The organism is Maribacter sp. (genome assembly GCF_049667165.1).
Taxonomy (GTDB): Bacteria; Bacteroidota; Bacteroidia; order Flavobacteriales; family Flavobacteriaceae; genus Maribacter_A.
Genome location: NZ_JBATHS010000086.1, coordinates 13,796 through 28,761, shown reverse-complemented (window position 1 = coordinate 28,761; position 14,966 = coordinate 13,796). Strand labels below are relative to the sequence as shown.

Annotated in this window: 9 protein-coding genes and 1 pseudogene; 5 read left to right on the top strand and 5 right to left on the bottom strand. The window is 41.4% G+C overall.

Annotation, left to right across the window (positions count from 1 at the left end; all coding sequences use genetic code 11):
* The 5 genes and pseudogenes from WBM98_RS04765 to ccsA all read left to right on the top strand — a co-directional run.
* Positions 1 to 229, top strand: a pseudogene (locus WBM98_RS04765) (efflux RND transporter periplasmic adaptor subunit); the annotation flags it as partial.
* A 55-nt stretch (positions 230 to 284) separates the two neighbouring features.
* Positions 285 to 3,509 (top strand): efflux RND transporter permease subunit, encoded by a 3,225-nt coding sequence (locus WBM98_RS04760; protein WP_424364884.1) that lies wholly within the window; start codon positions 285 to 287, stop codon positions 3,507 to 3,509.
* A 60-nt stretch (positions 3,510 to 3,569) separates the two neighbouring features.
* Positions 3,570 to 3,875, top strand: a complete 306-nt coding sequence (locus WBM98_RS04755; protein ID WP_424364883.1) for a hypothetical protein — start codon at positions 3,570 to 3,572, stop codon at positions 3,873 to 3,875.
* A 71-nt stretch (positions 3,876 to 3,946) separates the two neighbouring features.
* Positions 3,947 to 4,153 (top strand): YgaP family membrane protein, encoded by a 207-nt coding sequence (locus WBM98_RS04750; protein WP_424364882.1) that lies wholly within the window; start codon positions 3,947 to 3,949, stop codon positions 4,151 to 4,153.
* Positions 4,154 to 4,276: 123 nt separating this feature from the next.
* Positions 4,277 to 7,393 carry a cytochrome c biogenesis protein CcsA gene (gene ccsA, locus WBM98_RS04745; protein ID WP_424364881.1) on the top strand — a complete coding sequence of 1,039 codons (3,117 nt, stop codon included), beginning with the start codon at positions 4,277 to 4,279 and terminating at the stop codon, positions 7,391 to 7,393.
* A gap of 71 nt (positions 7,394 to 7,464) precedes the next feature.
* On the opposite strand, the gene WBM98_RS04740 is transcribed toward ccsA, so the two are convergent.
* The 5 genes from WBM98_RS04740 to WBM98_RS04720 form a co-directional block, all read right to left on the bottom strand.
* Entirely contained in the window at positions 7,465 to 8,211 is a 747-nt protein-coding gene (locus tag WBM98_RS04740) for a hypothetical protein (protein WP_424364880.1), read from the bottom strand.
* Between the two features lie 63 nt (positions 8,212 to 8,274).
* The gene (locus WBM98_RS04735; RefSeq protein ID WP_424364879.1) at positions 8,275 to 9,858 is read right to left on the bottom strand and encodes a hypothetical protein; all 1,584 of its coding nucleotides are present in this window, start codon (positions 9,856 to 9,858) and stop codon (positions 8,275 to 8,277) included.
* 5 nt (positions 9,859 to 9,863) lie between these two features.
* Positions 9,864 to 11,714 (bottom strand): hypothetical protein, encoded by a 1,851-nt coding sequence (locus WBM98_RS04730; protein ID WP_424364878.1) that lies wholly within the window; start codon positions 11,712 to 11,714, stop codon positions 9,864 to 9,866.
* 14 nt (positions 11,715 to 11,728) lie between these two features.
* The gene (locus tag WBM98_RS04725; protein WP_424364877.1) at positions 11,729 to 13,564 is read right to left on the bottom strand and encodes a hypothetical protein; all 1,836 of its coding nucleotides are present in this window, start codon (positions 13,562 to 13,564) and stop codon (positions 11,729 to 11,731) included.
* A 6-nt stretch (positions 13,565 to 13,570) separates the two neighbouring features.
* On the bottom strand, positions 13,571 to 14,902 hold the full coding sequence (locus WBM98_RS04720; protein ID WP_424364876.1) for an NAD(P)-binding domain-containing protein: 1,332 nt from the start codon (positions 14,900 to 14,902) through the stop codon (positions 13,571 to 13,573).
* Between the last annotated feature and the right edge of the window lie 64 nt (positions 14,903 to 14,966).

The window sequence follows — 14,966 nt, the reverse complement described above, 5'->3', positions numbered from 1 at the left end:
GGATACGGTTGCTATTACACTGATTCCAAAAGCGGCTCTTGTTGAAAACGGTGGATTGAAGGGAGTTTATACCATTAGCGATCAAAATAGGGCACTTTTGAGATGGTTGCGATTAGGTAAGACCTATGGCGATAGGGTTGAAGTTCTTTCTGGCTTAAATAGTGATGAGGAATACATCATTTCGGCCGAGGGCAAGTTATATAATGGTGCCAAGGTTATTTTGCAGTAAATCGTTGGATAAGGATTAGAATCAAGAATCAAGACCGAAGAATAAAAGCTAAAAGATGCAAGAAGGAATATCAGGTAAAATAGCAAAAGTTTTCATCAATTCTAAGTTGACCATATTGCTTATGGTCGCATTGATGGCCATAGGCGTATATAGCTCTTTTTTGATACCTAGGGAAGAGGAACCGCAGATTATCGTACCCATGGCAGATGTTATGGTAGGATATCCAGGGGCAAGTCCCACGGAAATTGAGAACCGGGTGGTAAAACCGCTCGAAAAAATCATTTCCGATATCAAAGGCGTTGAGCATTTACATGCAATGGCGATGAACGGCCAAGCTATGATTATTGTTCAATTTTATGTTGGCGAGGATACAGAACGTTCGTATGTGAACTTGTACAACGAATTGATGAAACATCGCGATATGTTTCCACCAGGGGTGTATGAACCTTTGGTAAAAACGCGTGCCATTGATGATGTGCCGATGTTGGGGCTAACGCTTTGGAGCGAAAATTATGACGATTATAAACTCAAGCTGATCGCTGCGGAACTGAAGAACGAAGTCGAAAAAATAAAGGACGTTTCGATTACGAAAACGATCGGGGGCAGGGATCGACAGCTAAAGGTGGTTTTGGACAAGGACAAAATGGCTGAAAATGGCATTGATGCCTTGGGCATAATGCAAATGATCCAGGCAAATAACCAGCAATCACAATCGGGAAGTTTTATAAAGAACGATACGGAATATTTGGTAACGACCGGCCAATTTTTAAGTACAGCGGAAGATGTGGAAAACTTGGTCATCGGAGTGAACAACAATTTACCGGTTTACCTAAAGCAAGTCGCCTCGGTACAGGACGGGCCATCAACCCCAAAAAGTTATGTATCCTTTGGCTATGGCCAATCTAATGAGAGTTACCTCAATGCATCATCCGAATATCCTGCCGTTACGCTGTCCATTGCAAAGGTAAAGGGAGCCGATGCCATGAAAATTTCTGAAAAAATCCTGGACAAGGTCGAACTTTTAAAGCGAAATTTGATTCCTAGCGATGTTCATATAGAAGTTTCAAGAAACTATGGGGAAACCGCATCACATAAGGTGAGCGAACTTTTACTCCATTTAGGGGTCGCCATCCTAGCTGTAACCATATTGGTTATGCTTGCCATGGGCTGGCGCGGAGGGTTGGTCGTTTTCTTTTCTGTACCGTTGACCTTTGCGCTAACGCTCTTCAGTTATTATATGCTGGATTATACCTTGAACCGGATTACACTTTTCGCATTGGTTTTTGTCGTGGGAATTGTGGTGGATGATAGTATCATTATTGCCGAGAATATGCACCGTCATTTTAAAATGAAACGGTTGCCGTTTAAACAAGCGGCGATATTTGCAATCAATGAGGTTGGAAACCCTACCATTTTGGCCACTTTCACGGTTATTGCCGCGATTTTACCCATGGCATTCGTATCGGGTATGATGGGGCCCTATATGTCGCCCATGCCCATTGGGGCATCGATTGCCATGCTTTTATCCTTATTTGTGGCACTTACGGTAACCCCATATCTTGGATACCATTTGTTACGGGAAAAAGATGAACAAAAGCACAAGGAAGATGCAGGGTTCGAGACTGGATTCATTTATAAGATCTATAAAAAAATAGAACAACCATTGTTGGATAGTTCTAAAAAACGATGGGCTTTTATAGGTATCACGGTTGTTTTATTAATTGGCTCCATATTGATGTTCTTTGTCAAGGCGGTTGCCGTTAAAATGTTGCCTTTTGACAATAAGAACGAATTTCAGATTGTAGTTGATATGCCCGAAGGCACTACTTTGGAACGCACAGCACAGGTTACCAAAGAAATTGCACAGTACTTAACGACCCGCCCAGAGGTAGTGAATTATCAGAATTATATTGGCACATCGGCCCCTATTACGTTTAACGGGCTTGTACGGCACTATGATCTTCGGGGTGGAAGCAATATGGCAGATATACAGGTAAATTTATTGCATAAGGAAGATCGGAGTGCGCAAAGCCATGACATTGCAAAATTGGTGCGGCCCGAAATTCAAAAAATCGCAAAAAAATATGGAGCCAACGTAAAGGTAGTGGAAGTCCCGCCCGGACCACCGGTACTTTCGACCATTGTTGCTGAGGTCTACGGACCTGACTATGGCGAACAGATAAAAGTGGCACGTCAAGTGAAGGAAATTTTGGAGAATACCACGGATATCGTTGATATTGATTGGATGGTAGAGGATGAGCAGACAGAATTCCGCTTGGAGGTAGATAAGGAAAAAGCCATGTTGAATGGTATTGCCCCGCAACAAATTGTCGGTGCGGTCACTACGATTTTACAGGAATACCCCATTTCAAATCTTTACGATGAAACATCAAACGAAAGTGTAGGTATTGTACTTTCCTTAAGCGATGCCGATAAAAGTTCGTTACAGGACATTCAGAATATAAAGATAAATTCCTCTCTTGGCAAGACCGTGCCTGTAAGTGATTTGGTCATCGTCAAGACCGATACCTTGCAAAAAACCATCTACCGGAAAGATCAAAAAAGGCTCGTTTATATAACTGCGGATATGGCAGGTGCGTTGGAGAGTCCCGTTTATGCCATTCTTGGTATGGAAGAAAAGCTCAAAAAAATAAAGCTTCCCGAAGGATATAAAGTCAATGAACTTTATATGGATCAGCCGACGGACGAAAGTGATTTCTCAGTTAAATGGGACGGCGAATGGCAGATTACCTTGGAGGTATTCAGAGATTTAGGAGTCGCATTTTTAGTGGTAATCATTATTATTTATATGCTGATCGTGGGTTGGTTCCAAAATTTCAAAACGCCTATAGTGATGATGGCCGCGATTCCCCTTTCCTTGATCGGGATTGTTTTGGGTCATTGGTTGCTGGGCGCATTCTTTACAGCAACATCGTTTATCGGTATGATTGCCCTGGCTGGAGTAATGGTCCGAAACTCTGTGTTGATCATCGATTTTATTGAAATACGGTTAAATGATGGTATCCCCATTAAGCAAGCCATTATTGATGCTGGTGCGGTGCGTACAACACCTATTTTATTGACAACGGGTGCCGTGGTCATTGGAGCATCCATTATTTTGTTCGACCCTATTTTTCAAGGTTTGGCCATATCTTTGGTAGCAGGTGCGATCGTTTCGACTTTCCTGACCTTGATTGTGGTACCTCTGATTTATTATATGATAGAAAAGAAAAAATATCCTGAAGCGAAGGAGGAACTAGGGGATAATAGCCAAGAATAAAAAAGGGTCAGTGTTGAAGAACAGGGTCTAAACAATAGGGAAAAATATAAAAACTAAAAGATGAAACTACTCATTATTACGGCCAGTACGGCATTTGATAAAAACATCAAGGAGATTCTAAAAAAATCAGAAGTCAAGACTTTTTCCTATAAAAAGGTAAAAGGGTCTAGGGATGTGACCGAAGAATCGGTTTCGAACAATTGGTTTGCCACCGAAATGAATGAAAACGAATCAACCCTTTTCTATGCGTTCATAAATAAAGAAAACGTAGATCAAGTTTTTGGGTTGGTCTCCCAATTTAACGAAAAGCAGGAAACGATTTCAAGGATCCATGTTGCTGTAATGAACGTTGAAAAATCAAATTAAATTCGAGTGAAGTAAGACCGTTGTAGTTCCCATTAAAAGGAGCGGTTAGTATAAATTTAAAAGCAATTCCAATGTTAAATAAATATTTTAGGATTATTGTCGGATGTTTTATCATGCTTAGTGCATTATTGGCGATGTATGTTAACATCAATTGGTTGTGGTTTACTTTGTTTATCGGGGCCAATATGTTTCAATCGGCTTTCACCAAATGGTGTTTGTTAGAAAAGATATTAGTGAAATTAGGTGCTAAAGAAGGTGGGGAAGGTTGTGCGGTATAAGCATAACGCATTATTGGCGGGTTGATCCATTGCATTTGTAGTCCTACATTTTACGATAAAAAGTGGGGGGTCCATTAAGTTTAAAAAATTTCCTTTAAATTTGATGGACCCACATCACTTACTATGAAGCACATACTTGCTAAATTTCTGAAATTTTCCACCCCACTATTCAATACCCGCGCTGCGGGTCTTTATTTATTACTCTTTGCTGCAGCTATTGGTATTGCTACATTCATCGAGAATGACTTCGGTACTTCCGCAGCCCAAAACGTCATCTATAAATCTTGGTGGTTTGAGCTATTACTTCTCTTATTCGGGATAACCATAATAGTGAACATTATTAAGTTTCGCATGGTTCAGCAAAAGAAGTGGTCTTTGCTTATTTTTCATGGGGCGATCATTATAATACTAATAGGAGCCGGGGTTACAAGATATTTTAGTTTTGAGGGCATTATGCATATTCGTGAAAACGGTACGGCAAATAGCTTCTTGTCATCCAATGCCCACTTGAAGTTCAAAGTGGATAAGAACAAGACTACCTATGATTTCGATGAGCCTGTACTTTTTGCTTCCTTGGGGAACAATAGCTGGAAGGGGGACTATCTAATCGATGGGGACTTGATTACGGTTGATGTTAAAGAATTCATTCCCAATCCAAAACAGGTGTTGACCGAAAGTATTGACGGTACCCCTACGCTTCAAATTGTGGTTGCCGGGGCCAATGGACGGGAAGAATACTATATTGAACAAGGGCAGACCAAAAGAATCAGGAACATCATTTATAATTTTCAGGATACCCAACTGCCTGATGCCATCAATATCATTTTTAGGAACGATTCGCTACTGTTTACCTCGAATAGAACCTTGACCCAAATGACAATGGCAACGCAGAAAAAAGATACGGTTTATCCTTCTGAAACCTATCAGCCCCTAATATTAAGATCTTTATATTCCGACGGTAGTAATAATTTTGTGGTTTCCGATTTTAAAAGGGAAGGGAAGGTCTATATCAAATCGGAAGATACAAAAGTTCGCAATGAGAGTTTAACAGCCCTATTATTGGAAATCGCTGTGAACGGAACAAAGAAAGAAGCCTATGTCTATGGGAGTAGGGGCACAGAGGGCAGGCCGCAACAATTGAATTTCGATGCGCTTAATTTGGCGGTTTCCTATGGTTCCAAGGAGATAACGGTGCCTTTTCAAATAAAATTGAACGAATTTATTCTAGAAAAGTATCCCGGCACCAATAGTGCCGCTTCCTATGCCAGCGAGGTCACCTTGGTCGATGAGTCCAAAAATGTAAAAATGGATTATCGCATTTTCATGAACAATATATTGGACTATGGGGGCTATCGTTTTTTTCAATCTTCATTTGACAAGGATGAAAAGGGGACGTATTTAAGTGTAAACCACGATTTTTGGGGCACATGGATTTCGTATTTGGGCTACGCTTTGTTGACATTAGGAATGGTTTGGACCTTATTCAGTAAAAAAACACGGTTTTATCAGGTAACCCAAAAAATCAAAAAGTTACGGGCAAAATCATCAACTTTTGCGCTTTTACTCTTCCTATCCTCTTCATTCGCCCTCGCACAATCGCCTACCTATGTGGAAAAAGTTGTTGCCGTTGATCATGCCAATGCATTCAGTGAATTGGTGGTTCAGGATTTTAAAGGCAGAATGAAACCTGTACATACGCTTTCCCGAGAAATAATGCGCAAGTTGGCACGAAAGGAAAGCATGTACGACTTGACCGCCGACCAGATTTTATTGAGCATGTTCGTCAATAAACAAGACTGGTATAAGGCCGAGATCATAAAATTGGGTAAACATAAGGATATTCATAAGGCGTTAAGCGTTGCAGGGGATTATGCTTCCTATGCCGATTTTTTCAATACCAATGGGGAATATAAGCTTAGGGATGAAGTACGACGCGTGTATGGATTGGAACCTATCGATCGAGGGGTCTATGAAAAAGAATTGTTGAAGATTGATGAGAGATTGAATATCCTGAACATGGCATTCTCTGGGAGTCTGTTGAAAATCATTCCGAATCCCAATGACCCCAATAATACGTGGTTATCAAATGCGGCACATAGGCATAGCCCTGATGATGGCCATAATCACGATGGAGTAGGGGATAAATTTTTTAATTCATATACCGAGGCACTAAAATCAGGAATTGAAAATAACGATTATACGCAGGCAAGCCTACTTTTGAATGAATTGAAAGAATACCAAAATGAAAATGGAGGGGAAATAATGCCGTCCCCATCAAAGATCAATGCCGAAATACTGTTGAATAAAATGAATGTATTTACCCGATTGGGCCTATTTTATATGCTATTGGGTATTGCCTTTCTATTCTTTTTGTTCTTATCGGTTTTTAAGCCTAAACTTGATTTACAAAAAGTGTATCTGGTTCTTTTCTCCTTAGTGATTCTTGGATTTGTGCTCCATACGATAGGACTGGGGCTGCGTTGGTACGTTTCGGGAAGGGCGCCATGGAGCAACGGCTATGAATCCATGATCTATATTGCATGGACATCAACACTGGCCGGTGTATTGTTTACACGAAAGTCTTTTGGAGGGTTGGCGGCTACCATGGTATTGGCGGCTACAATTCTGCTGGTATCCACTTTGAGTTTTCTGGATCCGGAAATCACCCCTTTGGTCCCTGTTTTAAAATCATATTGGTTGACCATTCATGTATCATTGATAGCCGGCAGTTATGGTTTTTTAATGTTAGGAGCCATTATCGGTCTAATAAATCTGATACTCATTATTTTTCTAAAGGAATCTAACAAAAATAGGGTAAAAAGAATAGTTCAGGAAATGAGCTATATCAGTGAATTGACCTTGATCGGTGGTTTATTCATGGTCAGTATAGGTACCTATCTAGGAGGGGTTTGGGCCAATGAGTCTTGGGGCAGATATTGGGGTTGGGATGCAAAGGAAACATGGGCCTTGGTGACCATACTTGTTTATGCCTTTATCCTGCATATGCGCATCATTCCTAAATTGACCGGGTTGTTCGCCTTTAATGTGGCGACCATTTTCGGATTGGCTTCTGTGATCATGACGTATTACGGGGTGAATTACTATTTATCCGGGTTGCATTCCTACGCTACGGGAGATCCCATACCCATACCCAGCTGGGTCTATGTGGTGGTGGTTTCAATAATTACCATCAGTGTGCTGGCCTACTTAAAAAAACGGAAGTATCCGGTAATTTCTTAAGTTCAATCGAAAAGAATTCCTCTAGACGCTGCCTAGGGTTAGTTGGTTTCCTATAATCCTTTTTGAGAGCACTATTTTACAAGCTCACCATTTTCTAAAATAAGTTCGTACATGTAGCCCGCACCAAAATCCTTGTTCAGGACTACGAGTCCACGAATGGTGATGTCAGAACCTTCGGGTACAAAGGTATTCGAAGTGACCACAAGATCATAATCATCCTTACTTCCATCTTGAATATGCAGCCAATTCCGGTCCATGATATTCGGATTTACCTTCACACATTTTCCACTTAATTGAATGGTGCTACCTTCATATTTTTTAGGGTCTTTGACCAATTCGGCAATTTTAATCGACCCCTTATGTTCCACTACCTTATCAGTATGCGTGGGAATGTCCTCTTTTTGCACAATAGGTGCACTTTTTTGAACGCCTGTATTCAAACCATCAACATGTTTTGAATGATCTTGGGATACCAAACTGGAAATCAAGTAAATAGTATCAAAGACCTTGTTGTATTCCTTGCTTTCAAAATCGGTCTTTAAAAGTCCTCCTCTATAAAAATAGGTTCCTCCCTTTTCGATTTCTTGTTTTCGGGTAGCGATCCAAAATTTGGAATTCCCCTCTGAAACATTAAGGTATACGTACCTGGATGCCTGTAAAATCTCATTTACGGTAACTTGGTGCATTTCGTTTGAAAAAGAATCATTGGCACCTGAAACCACCTGTGTGGCAGCGTCAGGAGTGAATATTCCGCTTTTTTGTGTTTTTTCTTGTTGGTTTGAAGATTCGATGACCTTGGGTCCGTTGTTACAGGACATAAGAAATAAGGTGCATAGAAATATTGAAATCGATCTATTTAAAGGGTACATAGTGATGCGAATTTAAAAACGTTGTATAATTCTCGAGTATATTCTAATATTGTTCTCGTCATCAAAGGTAGAAAGTTCACCTGAGATACTGACCAATAGTTTGCGATTTATGTTGTAAGAGAGATTTGTTCCAAAATAGTGTTGTTCAAAGGAATCCATGCCGCTGGTATAGTCATAGAATACCAATCTATAGTAAAGATCTGTATGTAATCTGCCATTCAAAAATTCCTTGGAATACCTTGCTCCCCCTATATTACTTAGTAAATAGTTGGATTCATTCCTATTATAGGTCAATGAAAGTCGACCCCCAATATTCGGAACTTTGGATAGGGTTACATACCCATAAATATTGTCCGATTTATTCCCATTATCACTCTGGAACCTTTTGCTGTAACTAATACCGGCAAAAATATTTTTATAGGGTTTGAAATTTATTCTGGCCCGGGCCCCTTGTCTTGCGATATCATCATCCAGCAAACGCTCAATTTCGGTTTGTAAGGTTTCATAATAGATAATTCGCTTGCGGGAATCGTAGGATAGCATCATATTCAGTGCCCGACTGAACCTATACCGAGCCGAAACATATAAATTGGTAAGCCTTAGATTATTTTTAGTGGTATAGTTGACCTTGCTGTAAATATCCATTTCCATGGATGCGAAAATATTCAGGTCTTTGAATAAGGTACTTGAATGTTGCATATAGGTATACCGCCTGTCAATATCACCGTTGCCCCGCTGTTCTATGGCACCAATAGTCGTTTGTGAATAGAAATTGTCGGAATTGGTAATGGTACCGAAATATCCTCCGTATTGCATTAAATCGGCGTTAAAACCATAGTCAAAAATATCGGGTCTAAAACCCACAATGGCCCCTACATAGTTATTACCAAAATATTTTTCAACTTGGAGACCATCAATGGCTCCAATGGATGACATTTTCGGATTTATATTTCGGCCTAATGTGATAGATAGTGTAGGTGTTGCATCATATCTGGCCCCTAAATTATACACCCTCAAAAAACTGTTTTTTTGAAGTGAGGAGGTTTCGGCTTGGTCTAGGATATGTCTATAATTCAAATAGGCATTAAAAGAAAATTTAGAATCCTTGATATGATCTGCATCCACAGAAAGACGGGACATGATACGATGTCGGTCATCCCTATTACTCAATATATTACTATAACTGGAGGCGGAAATCCGTCCACGAATTTTCTCTTTGTATGTAGGATCTTCCAGCAATTCATCCGCATCAAGGACCACGGGAACGAATTCCTTTGTAGGTGCCGCTTCAATGACTTTCTCTTTAGGCTTGATCACAAAAAAGACAGCATCCCCTTTTTGTATTTCACAACCATTGACCACTTGGCACACACAGGAACTTGATGATTTGCTTTTCACCACCAAACATGCCGTATTGGTACTCTTTAGGTGTAAACTATCCCCAATAGCTATATTTTGGGTGTTCTCAAATTTAACATAAATATTGCTCGTGGTAACAAACGAAACGGCACCCTCAATTCTTTCGTCATTGGTCTGACCGAAAACATTGTAGGTTAAAATAATAAAGACTATTAGCGCATTAAATAGATACTTCATTCCTATTAATTATTACCATCGGGGTGGCATTCCAGGCAAGCAGTACTTACATACTCATAGTTATTTACATCACTATGGTCATTGTTCGTTTCGTTCAGCCCATGACAGGTGAAGCAGGTGAAATCGGCATAGCTCGTGGGGTTGGCATGGCATTCCACACAATCGTTCCATACTTCGCCCTCTCGATGCTTACCCGAGTAAATTGGAAAATACTGTCCATCATGATCAAACTCTGCAGGGGTCCAACCAGGGTTGGTGGTATGACAAGCCACACAGTCTGTAGGGAAATTTGCAGCTTGGTGGTTAGGGTCATTGGTTTGGTCATAATCATCCTGATGGCAACTAACACAATCCGGTGAAAGCCCCGTGTAGGTGCCATTGGTATGGCATTGTGTACAATCCTGCAGATCATGGCCTTGCGTCAATGGGAAAAAGTCATGGTTGATCGTCGCAGGCGTCCAACCGGGACTAGTGGTATGGCAGGTAACACAATCCGTTGAGAATCCTGATGTGGCATGGTTGGGATCACTGGTCTGGTCGAAATCGCTTTGATGACAGCTAACGCACTCCGGTGAAAGCCCTGTATAGGTTCCATTGGTATGGCATTGCGTACAATCCTGAATATCATGCCCTTGGGTCAATGGGAAAAAGTCGTGGTTGATGGTTGCAGGTGTCCACCCGGGACTTGTGGTATGGCAGGTAACACAATCCGTTGAAAAGCCTGATGTGGCATGGTTCGGGTCGCTCGTTTGATCGAAATCGCTTTGATGGCAGCTAACACATTCCGGTGAAAGTCCTGCATAGGTTCCATTGGTATGGCATTGGGTACAATCCTGCAGATCATGGCCTTGGGTCAATGGGAAAAAGTCATGGTTGATTTCGGCGGGTGTCCACCCGGGACTTGTGGTATGGCAGGTAACACAATCCGTTGAGAACCCTGATGTTGCATGGTTCGGGTCGCTCGTTTGATCGAAATCGCTTTGATGGCAACTGACACATTCAGGGGATGCATCGGAATAATTTTCTGTGGTATGGCATTGCTTACAATCTTCTATGTCATGGCCCAATGTCAATGGGAAGAAATCATGATTGCCAATATCTGCAGGGGACCATCCTGGACTTGTGGTATGGCAGGTAACACAATCCGTTGAAAATCCACTGGTCTGATGGTTTGGATCTTGGGTGGCCATATAATCCTCTTGATGACAGCTTACGCATTCGGGAGAAAGCCCAGCGTAGGTGCCATTGGTATGGCATTGGGTACAATCCTGTATATCGTGGCCTTGGGTCAATGGGAAAAAGTCGTGGTTTATGCTTTCTGAATCCCACCCAAACCCGAGCGGATTATGGCATTCAATACAATTTGTGGAATACCCGGCGGTGGTATGGTTCGGGTTCTGCGTACTTGCATAATCATCTTGATGACAACTGATACAATCGTTACCGATCCTATCAAAACGCAACGAGGTTTCAGAGGTATGGCATTCCACACAACTTAGATTACTATGCGAACCAATCAATGGAAAACCATTTGCTTCATGCAGTTCCGGAATGTTATCCACCAACCAGGTTTCAGAACCATGGCATTGGGTACAGTCATTCCCAACAGATTGGCTATGTACATCGGTATGGCATGAAACACAATCCATGGGTGCTTGGTCAAAGACCAACGTAGTGTGACATAATTTACAATCGGTCTGCTGGTGGGTGCCTTCCAATTGAAAGTCGGTCTTGTCATGATCGAATTGTATTGTCGCATAGTCCATACTCCATCCCGAGGGATTATGGCAACGAACACAGTCCATCTTCAGCTGTTCACCATGCGGTGATTGGCCAAGGACGGGAACGATTCCCATAAGGAGAAACGCGATTATAAATGACAGTCGATACATCTAAACTTTTGTATTTTATATACTACTTCAATTTCCCCGTCCGCATTGGCTATCTCGTGACAGGCGCTACATTGGATCTTTGCATGCTCCCCTTCCAACGGAAAATCGGTAAGTTCATGATTGAACGTCTCTGGAAACCAGCTACTGGTCACATGGCATCTTGTACAGTCCGTTACGCCATTGATTGCAAAGGTTTCGTCATGTTTATTCTCATGACAGGAAATGCACTTGGAATCCAAATTAATGAATTTCTGTTCCCCAAGTCCTTTATTATCAGCTATTTCGTTGAAATGACATTCCCTACAGGAAACATCGGTATGTTTCCCGGTCAAGGGCCATTGGGTCTGGTTATGGTCAAAATCGACCGTTGTCCATGCATCATTGGCGTGACATACCGTACAATCATCCTTAGGATAATAGTTTTCACTGATGTAACCCTCATGTATATCTTGGTGGCAATCGACACAGGTCCCTCCTAAATTCCTGAACGTCCATTTTTTATCATCTTCACTGACATGACAGGCAAAACAAGGGGTTGCAATATGTGCACCTTCAAGGGGAAATTCGGTTTCTTGATGTTGTTCCAACGTATAGAGACTAAAATCGAAACCCTTTTCCAAAGAATGGCATTGCACGCAATCAGGTGACACCCCATTTTCCTTAAATTCACCTCGATGGTAGTCGTCATGACAATTGGTACAGGCGGAAAAATCGATGGGTGCTGTAAACCTTTTTTTGTGGCATTGTTTACAGTCGACTTCGATATGCTTTCCTTCTAAAGGATAATCTGTAACACTATGGTCAAAGAAATTCATAGTGCGCAAAGACAAAAAGCTACTCTCCCTATGGCATTTTATACAGTCTTGGCCGAATTTTCCATTGTGAACATCCTCGTGGCAACTCACGCAACTATTTTCATTGAAATTTCGTTGGTCCTGAAACACTTTGAGGGGATCACTGTTGCTCACATGACAATTGAAACAATCGACTTCATTATGACTGCCCCTAAGTTCAAACTTGGTTTGGTTATGGTCGAAGTTGCCCATACCCTTAAAATCGTTAAAGGAAGTTTCTGTATGGCATTGGGAACATTGCCCAACCAATTGCTTATCGTGTGGGTCTTCGTGACAAGCAATACAATCATTAAACTCCAAATCGGTGAACTCTTGGAATTCCTTCCCATTTCGGGTGGTGATTTGGTGGCATTCTTTACAATCCACCTCATTGTGTTCGCCTTTTAAAGCAAAATCCGTTTTATTATGGTCAAATTTAGGCGCTGGTTTAAAACCCTCCATATCATGGCAATCCATACAGGTATTCGCTAAGGTTTCTTGATGATAGTCATCATGACAGGAAAGACAGGTTTCATCCAATCCCAAAAAGGTGTTTTTCTTCTTTTTTAGGTCTAGGTCCGCAATATTTTCTGAAACGTGGCATTTTCTACAGTCGACTTCATCGTGGGCCCCTTCGAGTTCATACCCTGTTAGGTTATGGTCAAAAGCATCTTCGTCGAGATGTATCATATCGAATTTGCGACCATGATGATCACTATGGCATTCAAAACAATCTTGTTTTATAACTTCCGTTTGGCCATGTAACCCCTGTTTTCTATTCACCAAGGTTTGAATTTCTTTATGGCATTCCAGACATTTCCGATCCGAAACCTTATCGCCCAAGTCGTGGCACTGGGTGCAATTGCTCATCCCTTCCAATTCGGCATGGGCTTCAGATAGGTCACCAGGAGATATTTGACCATACGAAAAGGTTATGGCCAGAAACAGGAAAAAAGATATATGTTTAAGATTCGGTCTCAATCCATTTCAGTGTTTTTTCATAATATGTCCATGTCGTTTGGTGATTTCAATGCCAGCGTTTTGTAAAAAACTGGTAGGAAGTTCACCACCTGCGAAAATATATACCAAGTCATTTTCGATTTCAATCTCGTCCGATTCCGTTTTTAATAGTACACTTTTGTCATTGATAGACAGTAAATTGGAATTATATACGACCTCAATGGAAGCATCGGCTTTTGCTTCCTCGATTTTATCCCTGTTTTTTGGTTTTAACCTTGAAAATTGGTCCTTTCTATAAGACAGGATGACCTCATTTTCATCTTTTAGAAGCAAGGCGGATTCTATGGCAGAATCGCCACCACCAACAACAATTATTTTTTTGTTCGCTATTTGTTCGGGCTCTAATAAACGATATGCCACTTTCTGACTTTCCTCTCCCGGGACCCCCAATTTTCGGGGAGTTCCCCTTCGGCCTATCGATAGAAGTACTTGGTTGCAAAGATATTCCTTACCGGTATTTGTCGTTACTTTAAAAACTTCATCCTCTAAGGGAACAATGTTTTCTACTTTAGTATGTTCATGTATTTCCAGGTCGTGTTCGGATATCACTTTCTTCCATAACTGCAGCAATTCATCTTTGGAGGTGTCATATAATTTCGCCTTGCCGTAAAGGGGAAGATCCATGGGTGATGTCATGACTATTTTTGACCTTGGAAAGGTGTAAACCGTTCCCCCTAAAGAGTCTTGTTCTAAGGTGATGGCCGTTAGCCCATATTCTTTGGCGGCCAAAGTTGCGGAAATTCCTGCTGGACCTGCTCCGATAATGACCACATCGAAGATATTTTCCTTCGATGGCTTTTTGTTTTTGGCAATGCTTTTCATAGCCTGTTGCCCCTGTTCCACACTATTTTTTATCAAGCCCATACCCCCCAATTCCCCGGCAATGTACATGCCTTTGATATTGGTCTCATAGTCTTCGCTGACATGCGGTAGGTCGACCCCTCTTTTTTCGGTACCGATACGAAGTGAAATGGCCTCTACAGGGCAATCATGGAAACATGCCCCGTGACCTATACAATTTGAGGTATTGATTACCGTGGCAATGCCGTCAACAATACCCAGGATATCCTTTTCGGGGCAAGCTTTGATGCAGGCACCGCTGCCAATGCAGGTGTTCAGGTCAATGTGGGGGTAAAGGGAAACAGGTTCGAACAACCCTTCTTCCTTGGCGACAGCAACCTTTTTGACGGTTTCTATCGTCTTTTTGTGCTTTTTTCTGAGATAGAAGAGTATCGTTATGGCGCATAGTAGAAATACGATGCCATAGACGAAAAGTTCTTCCAAAATAACTTCTTCCATCTAATTTTGTGTTTGGTTGTATTAGTTTAAACAACTGATATAGCGCAAACCCTACTTGGTGTGT